Annotated in this window: 18 protein-coding genes; 10 read left to right on the forward strand and 8 right to left on the reverse strand. The window is 51.4% G+C overall.

Translation table 11 applies throughout. The features are described 5' to 3' along the window. From dnaA to ACSHSR_RS00025, 5 genes are all read left to right on the forward strand, one after another. The gene (dnaA, locus tag ACSHSR_RS00005) at positions 1–1,389 is read left to right on the forward strand and encodes a chromosomal replication initiator protein DnaA (RefSeq protein ID WP_025011718.1); all 1,389 of its coding nucleotides are present in this window, start codon (positions 1–3) and stop codon (positions 1,387–1,389) included. 15 nt (positions 1,390–1,404) lie between these two features. Beyond that, the gene (gene dnaN, locus ACSHSR_RS00010; RefSeq protein WP_025011717.1) at positions 1,405–2,505 is read left to right on the forward strand and encodes a DNA polymerase III subunit beta; all 1,101 of its coding nucleotides are present in this window, start codon (positions 1,405–1,407) and stop codon (positions 2,503–2,505) included. Positions 2,506–2,524: 19 nt separating this feature from the next. Then, positions 2,525–3,607 carry a DNA replication/repair protein RecF gene (recF, locus tag ACSHSR_RS00015; protein ID WP_144133286.1) on the forward strand — a complete coding sequence of 361 codons (1,083 nt, stop codon included), beginning with the start codon at positions 2,525–2,527 and terminating at the stop codon, positions 3,605–3,607. A gap of 16 nt (positions 3,608–3,623) precedes the next feature. Continuing rightward, positions 3,624–6,041, forward strand: coding sequence for a DNA topoisomerase (ATP-hydrolyzing) subunit B (gyrB, locus tag ACSHSR_RS00020; RefSeq protein WP_025011716.1), 2,418 nt, complete (start codon positions 3,624–3,626; stop codon positions 6,039–6,041). Positions 6,042–6,171: 130 nt separating this feature from the next. Then, positions 6,172–7,218, forward strand: coding sequence for an HDOD domain-containing protein (locus tag ACSHSR_RS00025; RefSeq protein WP_372584257.1), 1,047 nt, complete (start codon positions 6,172–6,174; stop codon positions 7,216–7,218). Positions 7,219–7,272: 54 nt separating this feature from the next. Here ACSHSR_RS00025 and glyS read toward each other — a convergent pair whose 3' ends face one another. Further along, complete coding sequence (gene glyS, locus ACSHSR_RS00030) at positions 7,273–9,342, reverse strand: glycine--tRNA ligase subunit beta (protein WP_117200133.1); 2,070 nt, start codon at positions 9,340–9,342, stop codon at positions 7,273–7,275. A 10-nt stretch (positions 9,343–9,352) separates the two neighbouring features. After that, positions 9,353–10,258 carry a glycine--tRNA ligase subunit alpha gene (glyQ, locus tag ACSHSR_RS00035; RefSeq protein WP_208192635.1) on the reverse strand — a complete coding sequence of 302 codons (906 nt, stop codon included), beginning with the start codon at positions 10,256–10,258 and terminating at the stop codon, positions 9,353–9,355. 109 nt (positions 10,259–10,367) lie between these two features. On the opposite strand from glyQ, the gene ACSHSR_RS00040 reads away from it, so the two are divergent. Beyond that, positions 10,368–10,931 carry a DNA-3-methyladenine glycosylase I gene (locus ACSHSR_RS00040; RefSeq protein WP_044735603.1) on the forward strand — a complete coding sequence of 188 codons (564 nt, stop codon included), beginning with the start codon at positions 10,368–10,370 and terminating at the stop codon, positions 10,929–10,931. Positions 10,932–11,334: 403 nt separating this feature from the next. On the opposite strand, the gene ACSHSR_RS00045 is transcribed toward ACSHSR_RS00040, so the two are convergent. The 6 genes from ACSHSR_RS00045 to fadB all read right to left on the reverse strand — a co-directional run bounded on the left by ACSHSR_RS00045 (position 11,335) and on the right by fadB (position 20,134). Continuing rightward, entirely contained in the window at positions 11,335–14,511 is a 3,177-nt protein-coding gene (locus ACSHSR_RS00045) for an amidohydrolase family protein (RefSeq protein WP_479631153.1), read from the reverse strand. Positions 14,512–14,611: 100 nt separating this feature from the next. Beyond that, on the reverse strand, positions 14,612–15,082 hold the full coding sequence (locus tag ACSHSR_RS00050; RefSeq protein WP_144221316.1) for an MOSC domain-containing protein: 471 nt from the start codon (positions 15,080–15,082) through the stop codon (positions 14,612–14,614). 23 nt (positions 15,083–15,105) lie between these two features. Beyond that, the gene (gene tusA / locus ACSHSR_RS00055; protein WP_054745266.1) at positions 15,106–15,351 is read right to left on the reverse strand and encodes a sulfurtransferase TusA; all 246 of its coding nucleotides are present in this window, start codon (positions 15,349–15,351) and stop codon (positions 15,106–15,108) included. A 122-nt stretch (positions 15,352–15,473) separates the two neighbouring features. Continuing rightward, positions 15,474–16,601 (reverse strand): diguanylate cyclase domain-containing protein, encoded by a 1,128-nt coding sequence (locus ACSHSR_RS00060; RefSeq protein WP_025011831.1) that lies wholly within the window; start codon positions 16,599–16,601, stop codon positions 15,474–15,476. A gap of 197 nt (positions 16,602–16,798) precedes the next feature. Then, a complete protein-coding gene (fadA, locus tag ACSHSR_RS00065; RefSeq protein ID WP_044735608.1) occupies positions 16,799–17,962 on the reverse strand; it encodes an acetyl-CoA C-acyltransferase FadA in 1,164 nt (387 codons plus the stop codon). Between the two features lie 21 nt (positions 17,963–17,983). Beyond that, on the reverse strand, positions 17,984–20,134 hold the full coding sequence (gene fadB, locus ACSHSR_RS00070; RefSeq protein WP_208184306.1) for a fatty acid oxidation complex subunit alpha FadB: 2,151 nt from the start codon (positions 20,132–20,134) through the stop codon (positions 17,984–17,986). Positions 20,135–20,370: 236 nt separating this feature from the next. Between fadB and pepQ the strand changes: the two genes are divergently transcribed. The 4 genes from pepQ to hemG all read left to right on the forward strand — a co-directional run bounded on the left by pepQ (position 20,371) and on the right by hemG (position 24,349). After that, positions 20,371–21,693 carry a Xaa-Pro dipeptidase gene (pepQ, locus tag ACSHSR_RS00075; protein WP_208184312.1) on the forward strand — a complete coding sequence of 441 codons (1,323 nt, stop codon included), beginning with the start codon at positions 20,371–20,373 and terminating at the stop codon, positions 21,691–21,693. Then, positions 21,686–22,300 (forward strand): YigZ family protein, encoded by a 615-nt coding sequence (locus ACSHSR_RS00080; RefSeq protein WP_107006263.1) that lies wholly within the window; start codon positions 21,686–21,688, stop codon positions 22,298–22,300. Before pepQ ends, ACSHSR_RS00080 begins: the two co-directional genes overlap by 8 nt. A gap of 64 nt (positions 22,301–22,364) precedes the next feature. Beyond that, positions 22,365–23,822 carry a TrkH family potassium uptake protein gene (locus tag ACSHSR_RS00085; RefSeq protein ID WP_025011829.1) on the forward strand — a complete coding sequence of 486 codons (1,458 nt, stop codon included), beginning with the start codon at positions 22,365–22,367 and terminating at the stop codon, positions 23,820–23,822. After that, entirely contained in the window at positions 23,822–24,349 is a 528-nt protein-coding gene (hemG, locus tag ACSHSR_RS00090; RefSeq protein ID WP_208184307.1) for a menaquinone-dependent protoporphyrinogen IX dehydrogenase, read from the forward strand. Before ACSHSR_RS00085 ends, hemG begins: the two co-directional genes overlap by 1 nt. Positions 24,350–24,595: the final 246 nt, after the last annotated feature.

Genomic DNA, 24,595 nt, shown 5'->3' on the forward strand with positions numbered 1-24,595 from the left:
GTGGCGGTTTCACTTTGGCAACAATGTATCGGACGACTGCAAGATGAGCTTTCTGCTCAACAATTCAGTATGTGGATCAGACCGTTACAGGCCGAAATGGATGGGGATACCCTGGTGATCTATGCACCAAACCGGTTCGTGCTTGATTGGGTTCGGGATAAATATCTCAACATTATCAATCAGTTTTTTACTGAGCATTTGGGCAATGATGCGCCAAAACTCAGGTTTGATATCGGTAGTCGTCCGTCGGCCAAGCCCCAAGTTCAGACCCCAACTGCGACCAAGGCCTCTGTCAGTGCCCCCAAGAGTGCGGCCGGTAAAGGTGCAACCTTTAATACTGCCGCTGAACCGGCCGTAAACCACAGCTATCGCAGCAATATTAACCCCACTTACCAATTCGACAACTTTGTTGAAGGTAAGTCCAACCAACTGGGTAAGGCGGCCGCATTGCAGGTGGCTGAAAACCCGGGTGGTGCCTATAACCCTCTGTTTCTATATGGCGGTACCGGTTTGGGTAAGACTCACCTACTGCACGCCGTAGGCAACGGCATTATCAAGAATAATCCTAACGCCAAAGTGGTTTATATGCACTCAGAGCGTTTTGTGCAGGACATGGTCAAGGCGTTGCAAAACAATGCCATCGAAGACTTCAAGCGTTACTATCGCAGTGTTGATGCTCTGTTTATCGATGACATTCAGTTTTTTGCCAATAAAGACAGATCCCAGGAAGAGTTTTTCCACACCTTTAATGCCTTGCTGGAAGGCAATCACCAGATCATTTTGACATCGGATCGTTATCCGAAAGAGATCGACGGTGTGGAAGATCGGCTCAAGTCGCGCTTTGGCTGGGGTCTTACCGTGGCCATCGAGCCGCCTGAGCTGGAAACCCGGGTCGCCATTTTGATGCGCAAGGCGCAGGAGAGTGGGATCAACTTGCCGGATGAAGTGGCCTTCTTCATCGCCAAGCGCTTACGCTCCAACGTGCGTGAACTGGAAGGGGCATTGAACCGGGTTATCGCTAATGCCAACTTTACCGGTCGGCCAATAACCATTGATTTTGTGCGCGAAGCCTTGCGTGACCTCTTGGCTCTGCAGGAAAAATTAGTCACTATAGACAACATTCAGAAAACAGTGGCTGAATACTACAAGATCAAGATGGCCGATATGCTGTCCAAGCGCCGTTCCCGCAGTGTGGCGAGACCGAGGCAGATGGCCATGGCGTTATCTAAAGAATTAACCAATCAGAGCTTACCTGAGATAGGGGATGCTTTTGGTGGTCGTGACCATACAACTGTGTTGCATGCCTGCCGCAAGATTGCACAGCTGCGGGAAGAGAGTCACGACATTAAAGAAGATTATGCCAACTTGATTAGAACCTTATCTTCTTAATCAGGGAACAGGACCATGAAATTTTCGATCGATAGGGATGCCCTATTAAAGCCGCTCCAGTTGGTCAGTGGCGCGGTGGAAAGACGCCATAACTTGCCTATTCTGGCAAACCTCCTGGTGGAAGTAAGTAATCACTCACTCAAGATGACGGGTACAGATCTTGAGGTGGAACTGGTCGGCAGTGCCGAGGTCAGTGGCGAAGTGCAGGAAGGTCGCACCACAGTGCCGGCCAAGAAACTGCTCGATATCGTCAAGTCACTGCCTGAGCAGAGCGAAATCAAAATCGAACAGCAGGAAAACAAGTGGCTGCTTCGCAGCGGTCGCAGCCGTTTCTCGTTGGCGACGCTACCGGCGGAAGAATACCCCAATGTCGAGAGTTTCCAGCCCGCCATCGAATTTAACCTCAAGCAGGGCACACTCAAGTCACTGATAGACGCCACTCAGTTTTCCATGGCCAACCAGGATGTGCGTTACTATCTCAACGGTTTGCTGCTGGAAACCGAGGGTAATGTACTGCGCGCCATTGCAACAGACGGCCACCGCTTGGCTCTGAGTCACAGAGAAATAGCAGCCTCTTTGCCGGAAAATCAGGTGATCGTGCCTCGTAAAGGGGTGATGGAGCTGGCTCGCCTACTGGACAGTGAAGATCAGGATATCCATATTGCCATTGGTGATAACGCCATTCGTGCTACCACCGCCAGCGCCGTGTTCACCAGTAAGCTGGTGGATGGCCGTTTCCCGGATTATCGCCGGGTATTGCCCAAAGGCGGCGACAAGATAGTGCTGGCCAGTCGCAATCAGCTTAAGCAAGCACTATTGCGGGCTTCTATCCTGTCCAATGAGAAATTCCGTGGTGTCAGGGTGCAGCTGGAAAATGCGCTGCTCAAGATCACCGCCAATAACCCGGAGCAGGAAGAAGCCGAAGAGATAATCGATGTGGATTACGCCGGTCAGCCGCTCGAAATCGGCTTCAACGTCTCTTATCTGCTGGATGTGCTCAATGGTCTCAAGGCCGATGAAGTCAGGATTACCCTCAGTGATGGTAACTCCAGTGCCTTGATTGAAAACCACGTCGAGGAAGACTCCATGTACGTGGTGATGCCGATGCGCCTCTAGGGGCGACTTTGGGCCATAAATGAGTCTAACTCGTCTCAATATTCAAGCTTTTCGTAATATCGATTCAGCCCAACTGCTCCCCGGCACTGGGCTGAATCTTATTTACGGCCAAAATGGCAGTGGCAAAACCAGTGTCCTGGAGGCGATTTACTTTCTGGGGATGGGGCGCTCGTTTCGCAGTCATCTGTCTCAGAGGGTGATCAATAACCAACAGGAACAGTTGACCCTGTTTGCCAATTTGAGCCTGCCATCCGGTGACAGTAAGTTGGGGCTACGGCGGTTTCGCAGCGGCGAAACCGAGGTCAGAATGGATGGCGAGAAAATAAAACGCCTGTCTGTGCTGGCCGACACCCTGCCTATTCAGGTAATCACCCCAGAGAGCTTTTCGCTATTGTTTGAAGGCCCCAAGGCCAGGCGCCAGTTTATCGATTGGGGCGCGTTTCATTGCGATCCCCAGTTTTATCAGGCCTGGGTCAATGTAAGGCGGATCCTCAAGCAACGTAATCAATTACTTAAGGACGGTGCAGCCTACCAGCAAATCGCATACTGGGACCGGGATTTTATCCGTTATACCGAGTTGGTCACCGAGATACGAAAGGCATATGTAGACTCGTTAAATGAGCTACTTAAGGGTATAATCGGGGAGTTTTTACCACAGGTTGATATCAAGGTTTCCTTTACCCGTGGTTGGGATAGTAAAACGGAGTTTTCGACCCTGTTACAGGCGTCTTATTCCCGGGATCTATCCATGGGGCACACCGTCAGTGGCCCCCATAAAGCCGACTTGAGACTCAGAGTGGGTAATCTACCCGCTCAGGATGCTTTGTCCCGTGGTCAGCTGAAGTTGTTGGTGTGTGCACTGCGAATAGCACAAGGAAAGTTGCTTAAACAACAAATAGATAAGAATAGTATCTATCTGGTCGACGATCTGCCGTCAGAGTTGGATGCGAAACACAGGAAGTTATTGCTGCGGCAGTTGAGCGAAACCGGGGCGCAAGTGTTTGTCACTGCGATTGACCCGGCAGCAATATCAGATTCATTAAGCACGCCCCCAAGCCGGATTTTTCAGGTGGAACAGGGGCGGGTAACGGTCATTGAATAACCGATGAGAGAATAATATGTCAGAGAACAGTTACGATTCTTCGAGTATCAAGGTCCTTAAGGGCCTTGATGCGGTACGTAAAAGACCTGGGATGTATATTGGTGATACCGACGATGGCACGGGTCTGCATCACATGGTATTCGAAGTCGTCGATAACTCTATCGATGAAGCTTTGGCGGGCCACTGCAGTGACATAGTGATCACCATCCATGTTGATGGCTCTGTATCTGTCAAAGATGATGGTCGTGGTATTCCGGTTGCCATTCACCCTGAAGAAGGGGTATCGGCTGCCCAGGTTATTATGACAGTGCTGCACGCCGGCGGTAAGTTCGACGACAACTCCTATAAAGTTTCCGGTGGTTTGCACGGTGTGGGTGTGTCAGTGGTTAACGCCCTGTCGGAAAAGCTGCAGTTGACCATTCGCCGCGATGGCAAGGTTTATGAGCAGTTCTACAAGCATGGTGAGCCGCAAGAGCCTATCAAGGAAATCGGTGAAGCAACCAAGACAGGTACTGAAATTCGTTTCTGGCCCAGCCATGAAACCTTTACTGATACCGAGTTTCATTATGAGCTGTTGGCCAAACGTATTCGCGAGCTTTCATTCCTGAACTCAGGCGTGGGTATCCGTCTTATTGACGAGCGCGACAACAAAGATGAGTTTTTCCACTATGAGGGCGGTATCAAGGCCTTCGTAGAGTACCTGAACCGTAACAAGACTCCGGTGAATAAGGATGTATTCCACTTCTCCCAAGAGCGGGATGATGGCATCACTGTTGAAGTGGCCATGCAGTGGAACGACGGTTTCCAGGAAAGCATTTTCTGTTTTACCAACAACATTCCCCAGCGTGATGGTGGTACTCACCTGGCAGGTTTCCGGGCGGCATTGACCCGTAACCTGAACAACTACATGGAGAATGAGGGTTTCAACAAGAAGGGCAAGACCAACGCCACAGGTGATGATGCCCGTGAAGGCCTGACCGCAGTGGTTTCTGTGAAGGTTCCTGACCCCAAGTTCAGCTCCCAAACCAAAGACAAGCTGGTTTCCAGTGAGGTCAAAGGCGCCGTGGAACAGACCATGGGTGAGAAGCTGAATGACTATCTGCTGGAAAACCCAGCCGATGCCAAGATGATTGTTGGCAAGATTATTGACGCTGCCCGCGCCCGTGAAGCGGCCCGTAAGGCCCGCGAGATGACCCGTCGTAAAGGTGCTCTGGATTTGGGTGGTTTGCCGGGTAAATTGGCTGACTGTCAGGAAAAAGACCCAGGTCTTTCTGAAATCTACATAGTGGAGGGTGATTCGGCCGGCGGTAGTGCCAAACAGGGCCGAAACAGAAAGAACCAGGCTATTTTGCCACTCAAGGGTAAAATTCTTAACGTAGAGAAGGCTCGCTTCGACAAGATGCTGTCTTCTCAGGAAGTGGCGACTCTTATCACTGCCCTTGGCTGCGGTATCGGCCGTGATGAATATGATCCGGAAAAAACCCGTTACCACTACATCATCATCATGACGGATGCTGACGTCGACGGCTCGCACATTCGTACGCTGCTGTTGACCTTCTTCTTCCGTCAGATGCCTGAGCTGATCGAGCGTGGCTTTGTTTATATTGCCCAGCCTCCTTTGTTCAAAGTGAAGAAAGGCAAGCAGGAGCAGTATCTGAAAGATGAGCCGGCATTGACTGAATACTTGACCACTCAGGCTCTTGATGGCGGCTGCATCTATCCGTCCAAGGATGCACCGGCCATGTCTGGTGAAGGCTTGGAGCGTCTGGTTAATCAGTATCGCGAAGTGGAAGCCATCATTGAGCGCTTGGAAAAGCGTTACCCAACCAATGTGACCAACCGCATGCTGTATCGTCCACGGGTGACCGCCGAAATGCTGGCCGATGAGGCCGCTATGACCACTTGGTGCAAAGGCCTGCTGCAGGATCTTGAAGATGAAGAGAATGGCGGCGTTATCTACAAGATGGAAACTGTGCTGGACCCAGAGCGTAAGGTGTATCTGCCGCAGCTCATTGTGCGCAAACACGGTATAGATACCCATTATCTGTTTGGTTATGACTTCTTCCATTCCAGCGATTATGAGCGTATCGCCAAGCTGGGTGAGCAGATCTGTGATCTGATTGAAGACGGCGGCTATGTTAAACGCGGTGAGCGGGTCAAAGAGGTCAGCAGTTTTGTTGAAGCACTTGACTGGCTGATTGCTGAGTCCAAGCGCGGTCTCTATATCCAGCGCTATAAAGGACTGGGTGAAATGAACCCAGAGCAGCTATGGGAAACCACCATGGATCCCGAGAGCCGCCGCATGTTGCAGGTCACTATTGAAGATGCGATAGCGGCCGATCAGCTGTTTACCACTCTGATGGGCGATCAGGTTGAGCCAAGACGCGACTTTATCGAAGCCAACGCCCTCAACGTGGCTAACCTCGACGTTTAATCAAACAGCTTGTTATCTTTAAAAGGAAGGCCTCAGGCCTTCCTTTTTTATTGGGTGTTTACCGCGTTAACTTTAGGAAATAGCGATTATACTGAACCATCTGGGGTGGAATAATTGCGCAGGAAATCAAGTGATAGGAATCTTCAGGAAACTGTTTAATGTCAGGGAAAACGTTGAAGTAGAGCGACCAAAAAGCTTCAACGAAGCCCCGCCCAATATCCAGCATGAGCAGCAAGCATTGAGCCGCTCGCGGGAGACTGAGGCTGACGAGCTGGTGGCTGCCGTCGATGCTACTGCACTGTTTTACAGTTTACTGTTCTCCGTCAGCAGCCAGAATAGCGGTGGCGTTGCCAATAAACTCGAAAAGCGAGTCATGAGCGACATTGAGCAGGCACTGGCCTCACCGCAGCAGATTGCCGATTCTGTACTGCAGATCCCTGGTCGTATACTGGAGCTGGACAACAAACTCAGCGATCCAGAATTTGATAGTCAGGATATAGTGGTACTGATTCAGCAAGATCCCGTATTGAGTGCCGAGGTGATCCGCATCTGTAACTCGGCGGCTTTTCGCCGCAGCGAGCGGCAGATAACCAGTCTCCAGCAGGCTCTGGTTCAACTGGGCAGCAACAGACTAAGACGGATAGTGACTACCTGCATGATGAAAGAGATGATAGATATCAAACCCATCTACTTTCGCCGTTTTGGGGCCCATTTGTGGCGCCATTCACTACAGGTGGCTTTCCTGGCCGGAGAACTGGAAACCGAAGAACCGGATACAGCTTTTATGGTGGGGCTGCTGCACGATGTTGGCAAGATAGCTATCTTCAAGCTGTTGCTCGATGCTTTCAATCAGGCCGACCCTGGCGAGCAGCCCAAGTCCTGGCTGTTCCGTCAGGTGATGACGGCGCGCTCCTTGTCATTGAGTAGCCTGCTGGTGAGTTGCTGGCAGTTACCCAAGGCATTTGAGATTGTACTGCAACCTCTGGCCAATGTCGGTGCCAAGCCGGAAAATCGTTTAAGCCAGCTGATTTGGCAAGCCAATCTGATCAGTGAATGCTCTATGCTGGTGGAAGAGGATAAGTTGCCCCCGGAATTGCTGGATGCCTTGTTGAAGGAAGCCAATGTCAGCCGGGAAATGTTTGAACAGTGGCATCAGAAACTGCTTGAAATAAAATGAAAAAACGCGCCTTTCGGCGCGTTTTTTAGCTGTTTGGCATCACTGCAACTGCCATCACTGCAACAGTGATATATCGGCCACTCGCAGGAACTGATTCCGCAGCTGGTTCAGCAGTGCCAGACGATTGCGGCGCAGCGCCTCATCGTCGGCCATTACCATCACATCTTCAAAGAAGGTATCTACCGGCTCTTTCAGCGTCGATAGCAGGGTCAATCCTTGTTGATATTCCCCTTTGGCAAACAAGGGCTCAAGTTGTGGCTGAAGTGAGCTCAGAACTTGATTCAGGGCCTTCTCGGCATCTTCCTGCAGCAGGGCAGTATCGACTTCGCTTGGTAATTCACCTTCAACCTTGGCGAGAATATTGGAAACCCGCTTGTTGGCTGCGGCCAGAGAGGCGGCTTGCTCCAGGCTGCGGAAATGGCTGACGGCCTGGATACGGCTGTCAAAGTCGGCCGGACGAGTCGGCCGACGGGCCAGAACCGCCAGAATCACATCGGTACTGATGCCTTTATCCTGATACCAGGCGCGGAAACGGCCCATCAGGAATTCCAGCACCTCTTCGGCGCAGTGCTGATTGCTGAGGTTGCTGCCGTGAGCCTTGATGGCGCAGCCAATCAGTTCGACCAGATCCAGTGGCAGTTTGTTCTCAACAATGATCCTCAGTACACCTATGGCCGCGCGGCGCAGGGCAAAGGGGTCGGCAGCGCCTTTAGGAGCCTGGCCGATACCGAATATCCCGGTCAGGGTATCCAGCTTCTCTGCCAGTGCAACGGCGCAGGATACCGGCGCTGTAGGCACAGTATCACCGGAGAACTTGGGCTTGTACTGTTCTTCCAATGCCAGTGCAACGGCTTCGGTTTCCCCTTCGAGGCGCGCGTAATGCATACCCATGGTGCCTTGGGTGTCGGTAAATTCCATAACCATATTGGTCATCAAATCGGCCTTGGACAACAGACCGGCCCGCTTGGCATCGGCTTGGTTGGCATCGATTTTGGCCGCAATGGCTTCGGCCACACAGGAGATGCGCTCCACTCTGTCTTTAAGGGTGCCCAATTGCTTCTGGAATACCACGGTTTCCAGGCTGGCAATGCGTGACTCGAGTGATTGCTTTTTATCTGTGTTAAAGAAGAATTCGGCATCGGCAAGGCGAGGGCGGACAACTTTCTCATTTCCGGCAATGATTTGCGCCGGATCTTTGGACTCAATATTGGTCACAAAGATGAAGTTGGGCATCAGCTTATTGTTGCCATCAAATACCGGGAAGTATTTCTGATCGCCTTTCATTGTGTAGACCAGAGCCTCGGCGGGCACCTGCAAAAACTTCTCTTCGAAAGCCGCTGTCAGTACCACAGGCCATTCAACCAAGGAGGCGACTTCTTCAAGCAGTTCGTCGGCGATATCGGCACGGCCACCCAACTCGGCAGCGGCTTTTTCGGCGTCTGTCTTGATGATATCCATTCTGGCCTGATAGTCGGCAATCACCTTGCCGCGCTCTTTCAAGCTGCTGAGGTAGTTGTCGGCATGATCCAGCTCGAAGCTGGCTTCGCCCATAAAGCGGTGACCACGAATGGTACGTGCCGAGGTGACACCCAACAGCTCACCGGCAACCAGCTTGTCACCCAACAACATGGTAACTGTATGCACGGGGCGAATAAATTGAGTCTTGTTGCTGCCCCAGCGCATAGGCTTGGGGATAGGCAGCTTGTCCAGGGCGCGCTGGGCCATGGCCGGGATCAGGCTTTCAGTGGTCACACCTTCAACCTTGGCGCGGTGCAGCAGCCATTCCCCCTTGTCTGTCACCAGACGCTCGGCTTCGGCAACGCTGATACCATTGCCGCGGGCCCAGCCTTCGGCGGCCTTGGTTGGCTTGCCGTCGGCATCAAAGGCCGAGCTGACTGCTGGGCCTCTTTTCTCAACCACTTTATCCTGTTGTGCCAGGGCCAGTTGCTCTACGTAGAGCGCTAAACGGCGCGGAGCGGCATACCAGTGTGCCTTGCTATAGCTGAGTTCGGCCTTGTCCAGCTCTTCGCAGAAGTTGTTTACAAAAGACTCTGCCAGAGTGCGCAAAGCTTTTGGTGGCAGCTCTTCGGTACCTATCTCTATGAGTAAGTTGTCAAAATTCATTAGTTCTACCTCATTTGCACATTGGGAAGCCCAGGGCTTCACGCGCCTGGTAATAAGCTTCGGCTACCGCCTTGGCCATGGTGCGCACCCGCAGGATATAGCGCTGACGCTCGGTCACAGAGATGGCGTGACGGGCATCGAGCAGGTTGAAGGCGTGTGAGGCCTTCATCACTTGCTCATAAGCGGGCAGAGGCAGAGGTTTTTCCAGTGAAAGCAGATGCTGACAGGTTTTTTCGCACTGATCGAACAGACCGAACAGGAAGTTGACATCGGCATGTTCAAAGTTGTAGGTCGACTGCTCCACTTCGTTTTGGTGGAACACGTCACCATAGGTGATCCTTCCCATTGGGCCGTCGGTCCACACCAGATCATAGACGCTGTCTACGCCTTGAATATACATGGCAAGACGTTCTAGACCATAGGTGATTTCGCCGGTTACCGGGCTACATTCGAGGCCACCAACCTGTTGGAAATAGGTGAACTGGCTGACTTCCATACCGTTGAGCCAAACTTCCCAGCCCAGGCCCCAAGCACCCAGGGTAGGTGATTCCCAGTTGTCTTCAACGAAACGGATATCATGGATACTTGGGTCTACACCCAGGGCCTGCAGTGAGCCCAGGTACAGCTCCTGAATATTATCCGGTGAAGGTTTCAATACGACCTGAAACTGATAGTAGTGCTGAAGACGGTTGGGGTTTTCACCATAGCGGCCGTCGGTAGGGCGGCGCGATGGTTGGACATACGCGCTGCTCATCGGCTCTGGGCCCAATGAACGCAAAAAGGTTTGTGGATGGAAGGTGCCGGCACCGACCTCCATGTCCAGGGGTTGAACTATGGCGCAACCTTGCTGCGCCCAGTATTCTTGCAGGGTTAAGATAAAACCCTGGAATGTCTTCACGTCGTGTTTCGTCGTCATATCTACTGCTGTCAGCTATTAATAGAAAATGGTTTCGATTATACCTTGTCGATATAGGCTTATGTAGGTTATTTTTTATCGGATTTAACGATTTAAGGGATTTTGAGTAATGGATATAGTTCGTTGTGGCTGGGTGACTGATGATCCTCTCTATCAGGAATATCACGATAAGGTATGGGGAAGGCCGGTTTACGATGCCAAAGAACTGTTTGCCAAGCTCTGTCTCGATGGTCAGCAGGCTGGTTTGTCTTGGCTGACCATACTCAAAAAGCAGGCTAACTATGAACGCGCCTTTGCCGGGTTTGATCCCCAAGTCATTGCCGGGTTCGACCAAGCCAAGATAGAGGAATTGCTACAAGACCCAGGGATAGTGCGCAATCGAGCCAAGGTGAATTCCATAGTTCGAAACGCCAAGGCATATCTGGCATTTGTGGAACAAGGTAATGATTTTTCAGAATTTCTTTGGGGTTTCGTCGGCGGGATACCCAAAGTGAATCGCTTTGAAACCCTGACTCAGGTTCCTGCTCAGACACCCGAGTCGGAGGCTATGTCCAAGGCGCTGAAAAAACTGGGGTTTAACTTCTGTGGCCCGACGATTTGCTATGCCTTTATGCAGGCTGTAGGCATGGTCAACGATCATCTGTTGGATTGCTGTTGTTATCCCCATGATTAAATTTTCCCGGCGTCGCCGTTTTTTGCTGCTACTGTTCAGTTCTGGTCCGGGGCCTGGGCCCTTTGCGACGATAATCTATCTGCCATTGTGCATGCTATTCTGGATGTTTATCGCATTTGCCTTGGGTCGATTATTGACGCTTAGTGATGGCGTTAGTGTGTTTATTGGAGCGCTATTTACATTGCCAACTCTGGCGCTGGTGAACTTGTGGGCCGTTCGGGTGGGTGATACTTTACTGCGACTCAGCTTTGGCAAACAAGCCATCATGCCTACACTCATCCGCTTCCTGTTGCCGGCGCTTGTTAGCTACCTACTGTTATCTTTGGTACTGCTACTGCTTATAAAATAAAAGGATGTTCCACGTGGAACATCCTTCCGTATTTACGTCGGGCTTAATCTTTTTTTAAATCTCTTCAAAGAAGAAGGGCTGACGCTGCTTCTTATCACCATTGAGTTGATTCATGGTTTCGGCATCATAGAGTTTGCCATTGACCATAGTATGAGTGACCCTGTCTGTGACCCTAATATCCTCCAGTGGGTTACCGTCGATAACAATAAGGTCGGCTAATTTGCCCGGCGTTATCGAACCAAGTTGATGGTCCATAGCGAAGGTCTTGGCGGGATAAAGCGTTGCTGTCTTCAGCACTTCCATATTGCTCATACCGCCCTGGGCAAACATCCACATCTCCCAATGAGCAGCCAAGCCTTCGCGTTGACCATGGGCACCAATGTTGGGATGAATCCCCAATTGATTCACCTCATTGGCGACTCTGGCTACATTGAAGTGGTTGTAATGTTCATCCGGTGCAGTAGGCCTTCTCATGGAGCGAGCCCGCAACAGATCGGCTGGAACATATTTTGACAATCGTGGATGAGCCCAGACATCAGTCTTGTCGTACCAATAGTTTTCACCCGAAATGCCACCATAGGCCACTACCAGGGTGGGGGTGTAACCAACTTGGGTTTGGCTCCAGAACTGCTTAATGTCGTCGTAGATTGCTGCAGCCGGCAGGGAGTGTTCCACTGTGGTGTGGCCATCGGCAATCATGGTGAGATTATGCTGCAGCAGGCTTCCTCCCTCTGGAACCACCATCATCTCCAGTTCTCTGGCGGCGGCTATGACTTGTTGACGCTGATTGCGTCTGGGTTGGTTATAGCTCTTGACGCTGAAAGCGCCGACTTTTTTAAGTCGTTCGAGGTGGAATTTGGCATCATCCAATGAGTCTATGTGGCTGGTGTAGCCAGGTAAGTTGGCACCATAGAGTATGGTGCCGGTAGAGAAGATCCGCGGACCAACAATCTTTCCGGCTTTTTGTTGCTCGCTGGCAGCAAAAATTTCTGTAGTGTCATTGGAGGGATCATGGATGCTGGTAACCCCCAAGGCCAAGCCGGCATATAGCTGCCAGTTCTGCTGGGGGATGATTTCGTTTTCTCCTTGAGCGCCATGGGCATGGGCGTCAAACAGACCCGGCATCAGTGTCTTACCTGAGATATCCACTAGCATGGCATCATCCGGAATAGCCATGCCGGCTTCACCCACGGCTTGGATATGGTTATCTTTCACCAACACCACACCCTTATCTATGACCCTATCATTCTCCATTGTGATGATCTTACCGCCGACGAAAGCGATTGTTCCACGTGGAACATCCATCTCTGTCTGAAAACCAATCTCAGTAACTTGGACCTTGTCCTTAGCATTCTTCTCTCGATAGTCGTTATCCAGGCTCACTTGATAGAGTTCTGGGCCAAGGGTCCAATAGAGTTGATCGCTGTTGGCGCCCCAACTGATACTCTCACCGGCGCGGGTACTGAGCTGTGTTACCGGTAAATTAGTCGCCTTAGGCCCGATATCAACGGTTTCACCATGCTTGGCGAATGGGGTGACCCAAACCCGGAAACGCTCGGCAAACGCGAGCTGTTTACCATCGGGAGATACCCTGAATTCTGTGGCGTGTTTGCCGGAGTAGTGTACCCGTTTATCGAAACCACTAAGTGATATCGAGGCTAGCTGCGGCGTTTCACCACTCTCCATAAAGTAGACTCTGTCATTGTCGGTACCAAACTGTGGTTGGAAGCCCTGAGCTGAGAGTTTCTTTAGTTCTTTACCATTGCTGTCAACCAAGTAGAGGCCGGGATCCTGACTCCAGGTTTTTGGGGTAATATAGCCGCCGGCAATTTTACGAAACACCACCTGTTTGCCATCGGGAGAGAAGGTTGGCTCGATATATTTCCCCGGCTCTTGGGTAAGTGTTGTGGTTTTTCCTCCTCGGGCACTGATGGTTCTAACGCTGCCTTGTTGCTGATCATTCCATGTGGTAAACACCACTCGCTTACCGTCACGGGACCATTGAGGGAATAACTCTTCCAACTGTTCATCCAAACGGGTCAGGCGTTTCGGTTTGCCGTCCGGCAGCTGTTTTATCCAGATTTTTCCTAGAGCTTCGTAGATGACTTTGGTTCCATCTGGCGACACCTGAGCCATGCGCAGCATTTTGACATCCAGTTGTTGCTGATCTATATCCTGCTTAAAGCGCACCGCCGGTTGCACAGCAAGCTCTGTGGTGACATTGAATGGGATCTCTGCCGTTTGCTTGGAAGCCAATTCGAGTTTGTGGATTTTGCCTTTTGCCCAGAAATAGATCTCTGCACTATCTGGACTCCAGGCCATAGTGGGATAGACACCGTGTATCGCCCAGGTTTCCTGCATGTCTCTGTCAAGGTTGCCATAGAGCTTTTGCTCTTTACCGGAAGCCAGATCCAACAGGTATAAGGTTGACTGAAAACCGTCGCGTTTGATATAGGCCAACTGTTTACCATCCGGGCTCGGAGTAGGCCTGATAGCACCACCTGTGCCTTCGATAAGCACTTCGATATCCCCGGTTTGGGTATCGTAGCGCTTTATCTTGTATATGCCTTTGACCGAGTCTTTGGAGTAGTGAAAGGTCTTGCCTGGGGTGGCATCTTGGCTGAAGTAGATATATCGGCCGTCAGGGGAATAGGCGGGTTCACCCAAATCTTTCTGATCATTTGGCCGCTCGGTGAGTTTAACTCCTTCGCCACCGGCAATATGATAAAGCCAGACTTCCCCGGCTCCTAGACTGCGACTGGCTGTGAAGTGCTTTCGCGCCACCAGATACTGGGAGTCTGGGCTCCAGGCCGGGCTGTTGAGTAGGCGGAATGTTTCATTGGTTACCGGACGCGGATTACTGCCGTCAGCATTCATTACCCAGATGTTGTCGCCGCCATCTTGATCCGATGTAAAGGCAATGTATTTTCCATCTGGGCTATAGACAGGTTGCATCTGCCAGGCTATGCCTTGTGCCAGAGGTTTGGCTTCGCCGCCCTGAGCGGGAATTCTGTAGATGTCACCCAGCAGATCAAAAACCAGATATTTGCCATCCGGACTCAGGCTCAGATTCATCCAGGTACCTTCAGATACCTGAATTTTGGCTTGTTCAAGAGGAGCGTTCAGCGGGGCATTGACATCCCACTTGGGGGCTTGATCGTCACTGAATGCCGAAGCTGAAAAGAGCAATGAAACAGCTGTGTACAGAGGGGTTAGTTTAGGTCTCAACATGACAGCGGCCTTATTTTAGTTATCGGTTACCGACTGTCTGTTATCTCACAAATTTGTTAACAGTAAAACCTCAATACTGTATCAATTGGTTTTCCATGTTTTATAAGTCTAAGTTGCGATTTGGCCAGCTATCGAGTAACTGAGCCGGGTCTTGAGGCCTGATTTTCCCCGGATTGATCACTTTGGCGGTACAGCCACCACGCCAACCAGGCATTAATGCTGCTTCCAACCCAGGGTGTGCTTGCTCCATTTTGCCGCAAGGGTCAGTTTCTCCGGTAAGTTCAAGTACCAGTTGCTCACCAATCTTCAGGTATTTACCCACCAACTCAGGTGCAAACTCCAGACCATCCAGCAGCAAGTTGGCTCTGCGGCTCGTCCAGGGAAGCTCTGTCTGCAATTGAGCACAGGCTTGTTGCCACTGTTGTTGAGACAACAGCGTCACCTGACGCTTTCCCGGTTTACCGAAAACGTCGCCCTCTACACCCTGGGCCAAACTGACTTCGGCATAAGGCAATAAATCCATCGGGGCATTTCTTTGCTTTTTATGGGCGATAGCGAGTAGGGTAATCATAGGTTCCTTCCTGATGGAGTTAATTAGAGACCCTTCTTAATCAAATATTGATAAGGCAGGCTATCCGTTTGGCTGGCCACCAAGGTGTGGTCCATAAACTGGCAAAAGCTGGGAATATCTCTAGTGGTAGCCGGATCATCGGCGATGATGAGTAGCGTTTCTCCTTCGGCCATATGACGGACTTTTTTACGAACCATCATGACAGGTTCCGGACACCTCAAACCTAAAGCATCCAGTTGATGTTGGGCACTGGCGAAGACCTGACTCATATAACCTCTTACAACGAGAACAACAGAAGTGGCTAATATTACTCCAAGGCAGCGGTCAAACCAAGTTGGCAGCTATTTTTTGTGCTCTACCGCATTGTTCCACGTGGAACATAGTTCTGTGCTTAATCCAACTCTGAGCTCTTAACTGTATCTTCGGTCTCCGGATCTCCGCCGGTTTCTGCTGTCGTATTCTGCTTGCGGGAACGCTTATAGGCATACATGCGCTCGTCGGCCAGATGGATTAATGCCATGGGCTCCATATATTCATAGGGACCGGTTTCGGCAATACCGACACTAAGAGAAACCTCTTTGAGTGATTGTTGTAGATACTGCCTGAGTCGGTCGATAAATACTTCTCTGGCCTGATCTTCGCGGCAGTTGGGCAGTATGATACAGAACTCATCTCCGCCATAACGGAAGCAGCAGTCCTCCAATCTGGCTGTATTTTTTATCGCATTGGCGACGGTGCAGAGAACTTCATCCCCTAGTCTATGGCCTTGGGTGTCATTGAAGTTTTTGAAGTCATCTATATCCATATAGATGGCGGAGACCGGCTCGGCTCTCCTTTGTGCCGCTCGGAGGATTCTGGTGGCTATTTCCTGCAGATGGCGCACGTTCAGTAGCCCAGTTAGGGGATCGGTTCGCGAAAGCTCCTCCAACTGTTGTGTTCTCTGCTTTACCTTGGTCTCCATGCTGAGAGCGTATTGCTCCGCCTTGTACTTAGCATTCTCTATTTCGGAAACCAGGCTGCGAATGTAGGTATCGAATACCAGGGTCACATCAAACAACATTAACTTGTCCAGGGCGACTCTCGCTTCCTGAAACTCTTGCTCCTTAGTCATGGATGTAGCCAATACTTCGTAGAGCAGCGACTTTAGAGTATGAACCGCCGACAAGTAGAGTTTGGGCTCCACACCGATACGTTTATGTACCAAACCAATACGCAGACGGTTGTTAACATACTCAAGGTCATAAACACCACTAAATAAATCAATAACATACCTTCTTTGTGCCGTACGCAACCGAGCGAGAGTGTCTGAGTCGCCAATTAGAAGGGCTATTTCGGAAACACTGGTCTGTAATTGATAAAAACTGTCTACGACCCTGTCTATGTTGTGTTCGATAATGGGTTTGCAGGAAAGCAGAGCCTTGATGTCCTGACTGCCGAGATTAAAAAGGGATTTGCGGAAGTCAATTTCCAGCTCAGTGATCCGCATCTGCTCGAACAGTGTCTGTTCAGTCTGGAGCATGATGTTCTCTTCACCGTTATTAGTTACTGAAAGTAAAGATGAAGAATGGACTAAGAGCAAACTATCACGAGGGGAATCTTGAGTATTTGACGGCAATAAAAAACCGCCGCTTGGCTTTAACTGACCAGGCAGCGGTTTTCGTTTGAGTTCGCTTGAAAGGGGCTGCTTTATACGCCCTCAGCCTTGGCGATATTTACTCAGACACGCTCAAACACAGTGGCAATACCTTGGCCGAGACCAATACACATGGTTGCCAGACCCAAAGTCGCGTCTTTACTCTCCATCAGATTGATCAAAGTGGTAGAGATTCGGGCTCCCGAGCAACCCAGAGGGTGACCCAAAGCGATGGCTCCACCATTGAGGTTAACCTTCTCATCGACCAACTCCATAAGACCTAGGTCTTTCACACAAGGCAGAGATTGCGCGGCAAAGGCTTCATTCAGCTCAACCAGATCGATATCCGCTATGCTGAGGCCTGCGCGAGTCAACGCCTTTTGTGTGGCTGGAACCGGGCCATAGCCCATGATTGATGGGTCACAACCGGCAACCGCCATCGACTTGATACGAGCTCGGATAGGCAGTCCCAGCGCCTTGGCTTTCTCTTCTTCCATCACCAGCATGGCAGATGCGCCATCGGACAGGGCCGATGAGGTACCAGCGGTAACAGTGCCGTTGGCCGGGTCAAACACGGGACGCAGGCCCGCCAGTGATTCCATACTGGTTTCAGGGCGGATCACTTCGTCATAATCGATTTTGATCAAGGCCCCATTGGCATCATGGCCTTCGATAGCCTGGATCTCTCTGGCAAAACGGCCTTCAACTGTGGCTGCATGCGCACGTTTGTGCGAGCGCACGGCAAACTCATCCTGCATTTCACGGCTGATACCGTGCATGCGACCGAGCATTTCCGCCGTCAGTCCCATCATACCGGCTGCCTTGGCAACCCGGGTTGCCAGGCCAGGGTGGAAGTCGACCCCATGACTCATGGGAACATGACCCATATGTTCAACACCACCAATGATGAAGGTGTCACCCATGCCAGTCATGATGGCCCTGGCTGCCTGGTGAATGGCTTCCATGGAGGAGCCGCAGAGACGGTTTACGGTAACAGCACCAACCTGCTTGGGGATACCCGCGAGCAGAGAGGCATTACGGGCGATATTGAAACCTTGCTCTAGAGTCTGCTGCACACAGCCCCAGATAACGTCTTCTATGGTGCCGGGATCCAACTGGGGATTACGTACCAGCAGGGCTTTCATCAACTCGGCAGAGAGTGTCTCTGCACGAACATTTCTAAATACACCGGCCTTGGAACGGCCCATGGGTGTACGAATGCAATCTACGATAACTGCTTGTTTCATGGTTAAAATCCTTTCCGCAAATTAGGCCTGATAGTAAGAACCGTTGTTGGCTGCCAGTTCACGCATGCCATCGGTCACCTGGTAGAGTCCCCCCAAGTGGGCGTATTTGTCAGCCAGGGCGACAAAGTTGGCAACGCCCATGGTATCCAGATAACGGAACACACCGCCTCTGAATGGTGGGAAGCCAAGACCATATACCAGACCCATGTCGGCTTCGGCCGGGGTGGCTACTATGCCTTCTTCCAGGCAGCGTACGGTTTCAATAATCATGGGGATCATGGTGCGGGCGATGATTTCATCGCTGCTGAACTCTTTGAGTTCACCGAATTCGGTCTGCAGTAATTCGTAGCTGACAGGATCCTTGTCTTTCTTCGGCTTACCACGCTTATCCACAGAATACTGGTAGAAACCTTTACCGTTCTTCTGCCCCAGGCGCTCATGGCCAAACATGATATCTATGGCGTCTTTACCTGTTTTGCCCATACGGTCCGGGAAGCCTTCGGCCATGACGGCCTGGGCGTGATGGCCGGTATCCAAACCGACTACATCCAGCAGATAAGCCGGGCCCATAGGCCAACCAAACTGTTTCTCCATCACCTTGTCGACGGCGATAAAGTCTGCACCATCGGCCAGCAGGCCGTTAAAACCGGCGAAATAGGGGAAGAGTACCCGGTTAACGAAGAAGCCGGGGCAGTCGTTGACCACTATCGGCGTCTTACCCATCTTGCTGGCATAGGCCACTACAGAGGAGATGGTTTCTTCCGAGCTATGTTCGCCACGGATCACTTCCACCAGTGGCATCTTGTGCACGGGGTTGAAGAAGTGCATACCGCAGAAGCGGGAAGGGTCTTTCAGACTCTTGGCAAGCAGGTTAATCGAGATGGTTGAGGTGTTGGACGCTATGATGGCATCGGCAGCCAGCTGCTGCTCTACTTCGGCCAGCACAGTCGCCTTAACCTTGGGATGTTCTACTACCGCTTCTACTACTATGTTGGCGTCTTTGACGGCGCTGTAGTCGAGCGATGGGGTGATGTTGTTGAGCACTTTGGCCATCTTGGCCGGGGTGGAGCGACCACGCTCTACCTGGGCCGTCAGTAGCTTGGCTGCTTCGTTAAGGCCGAGATCCAGCGCCTTCTGCGCTATGTCCTTCATAACAATCGGCGTACCCTTGCTGGCACTTTGGTAGGCGATACCGCCGCCCATAATGCCTGCGCCCAATACTGCAGCTTGTTCAATGTTTTTGGCTTGTTTGGCGGCCTTCTTGGCTTTGCCTTTGACCAGTTGGTCATTGAGGAAGATGCCGATCAGCGCCTTGGCCACATCAGTTTTGGCCAGTTGAATAAAGGCTTGATGCTCTACCAATAAGGCTTCTTCGCGCCCCAGACCGGCTGCCTTTTCCACAACGTTAACCGCCGCCATTGGTGCCGGATAGTGCTTGCCGGCAACGGAAAACACCATGCCCTTGGCTGTGGTGAACGACATCATGGCTTCCAGCTTGGGCAGTGTCAGTGGCGACTGTTTACGTTGACGGCGGCTCTGCCAGTCAAGTTTGCCAGCCAGCGCGTCCTGTAGCATCTGTAGTGCTGCGGCCTGGAGCTGCTCTGGAGCCACTACTGCGTCTACAGCGCCTACTTTGAGAGCGGCTTCCGGGCGTTGGTCTTTGCCTGTAGTGATCCACTCCAGTGCATTGTCTGCACCTATCACTCTGGGTAGGCGCACTGTGCCACCGAATCCCGGGATGATCCCCAGCTTGGTTTCCGGCAGGCCGATTCGGGCACTGGTGTCGGCAATGCGGAAGTCTGTGGCCAAAATGGTTTCGCAACCACCGCCCAGGGCAAAACCATTGATAGCAGAAGCAGTTGGGAAAGGCATGTCTTCCAGCTTGTTGAATATCGCATTGGCTTGCTGCAACCATGACACGAGTACTTCATCTTCCTGGGCGAACAACCCAAGGAACTCAGTAATGTCGGCACCGACAATAAAGGCATCTTTGGCCGATGTCAGCAGCAGTGCCTTAACGCTGGATTCTGCTTTGATGGCGTCCAGTGCCTCATCCAGAGAGGTCAGGGTGGCGCGGTCGAATTTGTTTACCGATCCTTCGGCATTGAAGCAAAGGCGGGCGATATTATTCTCGAGTAACTCAACCTGAATCATCGAATTTTGGTAGATCATTGCTTGCATCCTTATTGCTTAGGAGTAGGGCAGCTCAGGCCATCATTTGACCAGTTGTTGCTCAGTGTGCTTCGAAAAAAGGAAAAATACAACACCCAATTTAAACGATCGTTTAATTGCTTACCGGTTAGCTGCAAATTTCAGCTTTGTGATACACTGCACACTGGCTTTTGTTGTAACTGTGAACAGCTTCCAATAGCAAGGGGAACCTTGATTTCAGATAACAGGAACGGCTTATTATGCAACTGGCTCAGCATTATCAATCACATATAAACACTCTTAATCAAAGGGTTGCCGAGATTTGTGCCCGTGAGGGACTGTCTGGATTGGCAATTCATTCGGGTCAACCACACAGGCAGTTTCTGGACGATATCGATTACCCCTTCAAGGTGAATCCCCATTTCAAGGCCTGGGTGCCTTTACTGGAAACACCTCACTGTTGGCTGCTGGTCAATGGTCGTGACAAGCCTGTACTGATCTTCTACCGTCCCGAAGACTTCTGGCATAAGGTGACAGATCTGCCGCAAAGTTTTTGGTGTGACAGTTTTGATATCCGTATTTTGACCAAGGCCGATAAGGTGGCGGACCTCCTGCCTGTGGCCGAAGGTCGCTGGGCCTATGTAGGTGAACACCTGGAAGTGGCTTCTGTGCTCGGGTTTAACAACTGTAATCCCGAAGCCGTAATGAGTTACATGCACTTTTATCGTGCCTGTAAGACCGATTACGAGTTGGAATGTATGCGTCAGGCTAACCGCATTGCGGTCAAGGGCCATCGCGCGGCCAAGAACGCCTTCTACAGTGGTGCCAGTGAGTTTGAAATCCAGCAGCAATATCTAAGTGCCATAGCACAAGGGGAGAATCAGGTTCCTTATGGCAACATCATAGCCCTCAACCAAAATGCTGCCATTTTGCATTACACTGCGTTGGAGCATGAAAGCCCACAGCAGAGGTTGTCTTTTCTGATCGATGCAGGTGCTTCTTTCCACGGCTATGCCGCCGATATCAGCCGTACCTATGCTTTTGAAAAAAATCGGTTCCACGATCTTATCCAGGCGATGAATCAACTGCAGCTTCAACTGATTGAGCACTTGCGACCCGGCAAACGTTATACCGAGCTGCATCTGCTGGCTCATCAACAGCTGGCGACTCTGTTACTTGAAGCCGGCCTGGCCAAAGGCTCACAAGAGACGCTGCTGGAGCAGGGCATTACCCGGGCGTTTTTCCCTCACGGGCTGGGGCATATGTTGGGATTGCAGGTGCATGATGTAGGTGGTTTCTTCAATGACGAACGCGGCACTCATGTGGCCCCTCCGGAAGAGCACCCGTTTCTGCGCTGCACCAGGACTATGGCGCCCGGGCATGTAGTAACCATAGAACCCGGGCTCTACTTCATCGACAGCCTGTTGGCGCCACTCAAACAAGATGGCCGCAAGGCGTTAGTGGATTGGGACATGGTCGCCAGTTTGCGCCCGTTTGGTGGGATCCGCATCGAAGACAATGTCATAATTCACGCCCATGGCAACGAAAATATGACTCGAGAGTCTGGTCTCATTGATTGAAAGTTATCCCATTGCGGCCGAGGAGTTGGAATATGAAGAGGAGATAAAGCACAGCCGCTTTCTCTCTCTGGTATTTCCCTGTCATTCGCCGGAAGAGTTTAAACAGCAACTACAACAGATAAAGCAGCGTTATCCCGGTGCCAGTCATTATTGCCAGGCATTTATTTGTGGTGCGCCCATGGGGCAGTCGGCCATGGGTTCGAGTGATGATGGCGAGCCGGGTGGTAGTGCCGGTCGCCCCATGTTGGCGGTATTGCAGGGGGCTGGCATAGGCGAGATTGGCGCGGTTGTCGTGCGTTACTATGGCGGCACCAAGTTGGGTGTGGGTGGGCTGGTTCGTGCCTACAGTAGTGGGCTCAAGCAGATGTTGCCCAAGCTGGCGACCAAGACCAAAATGCTCAGGGAAAAAGGCTATCTGGTTTGCCGTTACGACCAATTGGCCGATGTCGAACATCTGCTGCAGAGGCTTGATGTGTTGATAGAGGAGCGGGAGTTTTCAGAGCAGATTCGGCTGACACTGGCCGTGCCCTTATCTGTTACCGGAAGCATCAATAAAGAGCTGGCTCCCATGAGCCAAGGCCAGTTAAAGATAGATTTTTCACAGTGAACACTCTGATAACTTGTGCGACAATGCTGGGTTTTATTGGCCAATGGACTGATTGAAAAACGGCATGCATTACCGAACAATTACCCGTATTACCGGGTTACTGATAGGGCTCTTCTCCATCACTATGCTGCCTCCGGCATTGGTGGCCCTTATCTATGAAGACGGCGGTGGTACAGCCTTTATCAAGGCCTTCTTTATCAGTCTATTTATCGGTTTCTGGCTCTGGTATCCCAATCGCCACCATAAGGCAGAACTCAAGACCCGAGAGGGTTTTTTGATTGTTGTGCTGTTCTGGACCGTACTTGGTGCCATAGGTACCTTGCCCTTTTTGCTATCGAAACAGCCGGACTTGTCGCTGGCCGACAGTATTTTTGAATCTTTTTCGGCACTGACAACCACAGGGGCCACTGTGATTGTCGGCCTGGATAACCTGCCAAAGGCGATACTCTTTTATCGTCACTTGCTGCAATGGCTTGGTGGCATGGGAATCATTGTGCTGGCGGTGGCTATTCTGCCGGTGTTGGGGATCGGGGGGATGCAGCTTTACCGGGCTGAGATCCCCGGGCCCGTAAAAGATTCCAAGATGACCCCCAGGATTGCTGAAACTGCCAAGACGCTCTGGTATATCTATCTGATGTTGACCCTGGCCTGTGCCGGTGCTTACTGGCTCGCCGGTATGAGTGCCTTCGATGCGATCAGCCACTCATTTTCTACTATCGCCATTGGCGGCTTCTCCACCCATGATGCCAGCATGGGCTACTTTCAAAGCCCGACCATCAATTTAATTTGTGTGGTATTTCTACTGATTGCGGCCGTGAACTTCAGCCTGCACTTTGCGGCGTTTTCCCGCCGGGGGATCAACTTCAAGGTTTACTTTCGTGATGCCGAATTCAAGGCGCTTATCGGTATTCAGTTACTGCTGACCGCTATCTGTTTCGCCACCTTGTATCACTCGGGTATCTACGACTCACCGGAACAAACTCTGGATCATGCGCTGTTTCAGGCGGTATCCATTTCCACCACAGCCGGTTTTGGTACCGAGAGCTTCCATGTTTGGCCGCTGTTTCTGCCTATTTTGTTGATGTTTTCCAGCTTTATTGGCGGCAGCGGTGGTTCTACTGCCGGCGGGATCAAGGTTATCCGCGTGGTGCTACTGTTACTGCAGGGCTCGCGCGAGCTTAAGCGTCTAATTCATCCCAGGGCCATGTTCTCCATTCGTATCGGTTCCAAGGCGTTGCCGGATAGGGTGATAGACGCTGTTTGGGGCTTCTTCTCCGCCTATGCTCTGGTGTTTGTCATCTGTATGCTGGTTCTGATGGCCATGGGGATGGATGCTATTACGGCCTTCAGCGCCACCGCAGCTTGCCTCAACAACCTGGGGCCAGGCCTTGGCGAAGTTGCCAGCAACTACGCCAGCATAGGTGACGGAGCCAAATACGTGCTTGTGGTTGCCATGTTGTTTGGGCGCTTGGAAATCTTTACCTTATTGGTGTTGTTTACCCCGACTTTCTGGAAGAACTGATGAGCAAGACTCTGATTATTTACTCGACCGTTGATGGCCAGACCAAGACAATATGCCAGATCATGGCCGATGAATTGAGCCAAGCGGGTGAGATAGTCTCTATGGTATCGCTGGCTGAGGTGGAAACCGATACGTTACCGACATTCGATAAAATCTTGGTGGGTGCCAGCATACGTTATGGTAAGCACAGGCCTGAGCTGTATCGTTTCGTCAATAACCATCATGCGCTGCTGAACGCCAAGAAGAACGCCTTCTTTACCGTGAATGTTGTGGCCCGCAAGCCGGAAAAGAATACACCGGAAACCAACCCTTATATGCAGAAGTTCTTGCAGTTATCCCTGTGGCAGCCACAGTTGCAAGGCGTGTTTGCCGGCAAGATAGCCTATCCCAACTACGGTTTATTTGACCGTAGCATGATTCGGCTGATTATGTGGATAACCAAGGGGCCAACAGATACCAGCGGTACTTATGAATTCACCGATTGGCAGCGGGTGAAGACATTTGCTGCCGAGTTTGCCGAGCTTTAATAAGGAAGGTGCGAATAAGTCCTCGTGGCACTCTGGCTTGCACAGCAATTGGCGTTCAAGGCATCTGACTGAAGGCATGCCGGGGCCTGTCGAGGTTGGATAACGCAGAAAGCCGGTTGCTGTGCAAGCCCCTAAGGGCGTGGCTTACAAGCCTGCCTGCTGTGTTGTGCTTCTTGCAAAGGACTAGGGCCATTTGCTGCGAACCACGCCTTGCATCCAGGCCCGTAAGCCGACGCAGAGCACACA

Source organism: Shewanella sp. VK101, from assembly GCF_056497865.1.